Below are 2909 nucleotides of genomic sequence, written 5' to 3' on the forward strand. Positions count from 1 at the left end.
GGCCTGGTGATTGGCCATGAGCACATGCAGGAGCCGATCGCGGCGAGGGCATCGAAGGAGCGGCTGCTCCGGTGCATGCTGCGAGGATGCCGAGCATGCGCGCCGTGCGACGGTGCGGGGCCGCCCTGTCGCACGGCGCCGGGGCCTGTGCGGAACTGCGCTGTGTCAGGCGTTCCCGGCCGTCAGCCCTGTTCAAGTCGACCGGTTGTCGCGAAGCGCGGGGCGCGTTTCGCAGTGAAGGCGGCCAGGCCTTCGGTGTGCTCCGGGCTGCGGGCGGCGGTGCCCTGGGCGTCGGCCTCGGCGGCGAGTACGTCGGGGAGGCCGGAGTGGGCGGCCAGGTGCAGGAGGTGCTTGGTGCGGCCGTGGGGACCGGTCGCTCCGGTGGTCGTGGCCGTGCCGAGGTCGCGTCGTCGAGTGCCGTCCGCGGCGTCAGGCCCCACCTCGTGGATGTCGGGCCGCGTTCCTGAACTGGATCGGGCTCTGTCCGGTTCGGGACTGGAAGTACTTGTTGAAGTTGGTGGCACTGCTGAAGCCGAGGTGTGCGGCGATGCGGGCGGCCGTCTCGTCGCTGTGGGCCAGGCGGCGCTTGGCTTCCAGCATGACGCGTTCGTCGATGAACTCCTTGGCGTTGGTGCCGACCGCTGATGCGGTTGCCCTCCTCAGCGTGCGCGGGGAGTAGCCCAGGGCTCTCGCGTAGTCAGCGACCTGATGGGTCTTGGTGAAGTCCCGCTCGACCGCCTCGCGGAATCGGCGGAAGGTCTCGCTGTCTTCCTTAGGCCCGGGAAGCCCACCCGGCCGGTCGGCCAGGCGGAGCACCAGCACGGACAGCAGGTGCCGCAGGATGGCGATGTGCACGTCGAGCGGACTCGTGCCGACGGCACCGTACTCGTGACAGAGGTGCTCGATCGCCAGATCGACGGCATGGTCGTCGACGGCGTCGTACTGCACCGGGCCACCCGACGTCTCCAAGCGCGCCGCGACCATCGGATCGAGGAAGTCGCTCTCGAAGAGCACCAGATGCCCCTCGACCTTGCTCAGGTCTCCCCACCTGTGGACCTGCCCCGGACGGATCCACAACCACCTCCCGGGGGTCGCCTCGTAGGTGGTGAAGTCGACCTCCTGCCTCAGCGTCCCGCTGACCGCGGCGATGAGGTGGTGGAAATCGGGGCGTTGCGGTGTCGTGAACCTGACGGCCCCACGCCGCCGGAACTCGGCCAGTGACATCACCTCGACGCCGGCCGGAGTTCCGACGCCCGCGTCGAAGTCCACCCTCAGGATGCCGGTGCTCTGTCCGAAATTCACCATCACGAGACCAGAATCTACCGCAGCACCGACCGAATTTTGGCCCAATGTTGATGCCAGAACCACAAGCCGCCCACCAGGCCACAAGCACGAGGGAATGACGAACATGAGCGACAACAAGACCACCGTCCTCACCGCGGTCAAGGAGCTTTTCGGCGACAAGGACGTGACCGCCGTCGACCGGTGGGTCGCCGCCGACTACCGCCAGCACAGCTCGGCCGCGCCCGACGGCCCCGAAGGCCTGCGTGGGCTGATCGAGTCCCTCACCGACGACGTCCGTCACGAGGTCGCCCGGGTCATCGCCGAGGGCGACCTGGTCGCGGTCCACGGCGTCTACCACGGCTTCGGTCCGGACCCGCTGGTCGCCCTCGACCTGTTCCGCGTCGCCGACGACAAGCTCGCCGAGCACTGGGACGCGCTCACCCCCCAGGCCACCAAGACCGTCTCGGGCCGCTCGCAGGTCGACGGCCCGGCAGAGGTCACCGAGCTCGACAAGACTGAGGCCAACCGTGCCTTGGTCCTCGGGTTCGTCGAGAAGATCCTCAAGGGTGGTGACTTCTCCGTGGTGACCGACTTCATCTCCACCGAGCAGTACGACCAGCACCACCCGGAGGTCGCTGACGGGCTTGCCGGGCTCGGCGCCGCCTTCGCGGCGTGGACCGAGCAGGGCAAGAAGATCGCCTACGGGACGACTCACCGGGTGATCGCCGAGGGCAACCTCGTGTTGGTGGTCACCGAGGGCGTGTTCGATGTTCCGGTCGCGTACTGGGACCTGTTCCGGGTTGCCGACGGCAGGATCGTCGAGCACTGGGACATCGTGGCTCCCATCCCGGACACCCTGCCGCACGACAACGGCCTGTTCTGATCGCCGGACCAGAAAGGCGATGACGCGACGGGCACACCCCGATGGGCCGGAAAGACGATCGAGCTCAGCGCCGACAACTGTCGGCCGGTGATCCGTCGGTCCTCGAGACCGCTGTGATCGGCGTCCCCGACAAGAAATGGGGAGAAGTCGTCGTCGCCTATGTGCAGCCACGACCAAGTCTGACGGTCGATCCGGCGGCGTTGGAAACACTCGCCGCGCGCAGCCTCAGCGGCTACAAGCAGCCGGCCTCGTGCCGCTGCGCCAGCCGCCGCTTGGACGCCATCCACTTACCGATCACGGGGCCGGCCTGGCCGGACAGGGTTCATGATCGGGTGATCGCGCAAGGGCCGGCGCATGACAGCAGGGCCTCTTGGTAGCTCGGGGATGCAAACCAAACCGATCACCAGGATGTCCTGTTGCCGCAGCCTCTCGTGCCCGTGTGCGTGGAGTCCAACTCGCCGTCCCTGTCGTGTGACTGCCTCGCGCACAGGTTCGGCAACGGGCGGACCGACCGGACCGCACCCCGTCCCATGCCTCAGACATGACGGAGGTGGAGTGGCAGGTCATCCGGGTCGTGCTCCCAGTTCCTGCCTGCTTGGAGGGGCGGGGCAGCCGACCGAAGGGCTTCTGCCACAGGCAGATGATCGACGCGGTCCGCTATGTGGCCGACAACGGCGCCAAGTGGGCCGACCTGCCCTCGGACGACCAATGTTGTGCATTTTCTTGAGGGCTGCAAGAAACA

5 protein-coding genes are annotated in these 2909 nt (G+C 67.7%); 3 read left to right on the forward strand and 2 right to left on the reverse strand.

Going from position 1 to position 2909, the window contains the following annotated elements:
• Positions 1-182: 182 nt before the first annotated feature.
• Both JF597_RS53410 and JF597_RS53415 read right to left on the reverse strand, forming a co-directional pair.
• Positions 183-440, reverse strand: a complete 258-nt coding sequence (locus JF597_RS53410) for a hypothetical protein (protein ID WP_294014263.1) — start codon at positions 438-440, stop codon at positions 183-185.
• Complete coding sequence (locus JF597_RS53415; RefSeq protein ID WP_294014265.1) at positions 430-1305, reverse strand: AraC family transcriptional regulator; 876 nt, start codon at positions 1303-1305, stop codon at positions 430-432. The genes JF597_RS53410 and JF597_RS53415 overlap by 11 nt, the downstream gene beginning before the upstream one ends.
• Positions 1306-1408: 103 nt before the next feature.
• On the opposite strand from JF597_RS53415, the gene JF597_RS53420 reads away from it, so the two are divergent.
• From JF597_RS53420 to JF597_RS53430, 3 genes are all read left to right on the forward strand, one after another.
• A complete protein-coding gene (locus JF597_RS53420) occupies positions 1409-2167 on the forward strand; it encodes a nuclear transport factor 2 family protein (RefSeq protein ID WP_294014267.1) in 759 nt (252 codons plus the stop codon).
• Between the two features lie 41 nt (positions 2168-2208).
• Complete coding sequence (locus JF597_RS53425) at positions 2209-2544, forward strand: hypothetical protein (RefSeq protein WP_294014269.1); 336 nt, start codon at positions 2209-2211, stop codon at positions 2542-2544.
• A gap of 164 nt (positions 2545-2708) precedes the next feature.
• Positions 2709-2894, forward strand: a complete 186-nt coding sequence (locus JF597_RS53430) for a transposase (RefSeq protein WP_294014271.1) — start codon at positions 2709-2711, stop codon at positions 2892-2894.
• Positions 2895-2909 lie beyond the last annotated feature (15 nt).

This window comes from Streptomyces sp. (assembly GCF_019510245.1).
Taxonomy (GTDB): Bacteria; Actinomycetota; Actinomycetes; order Streptomycetales; family Streptomycetaceae; genus Streptomyces.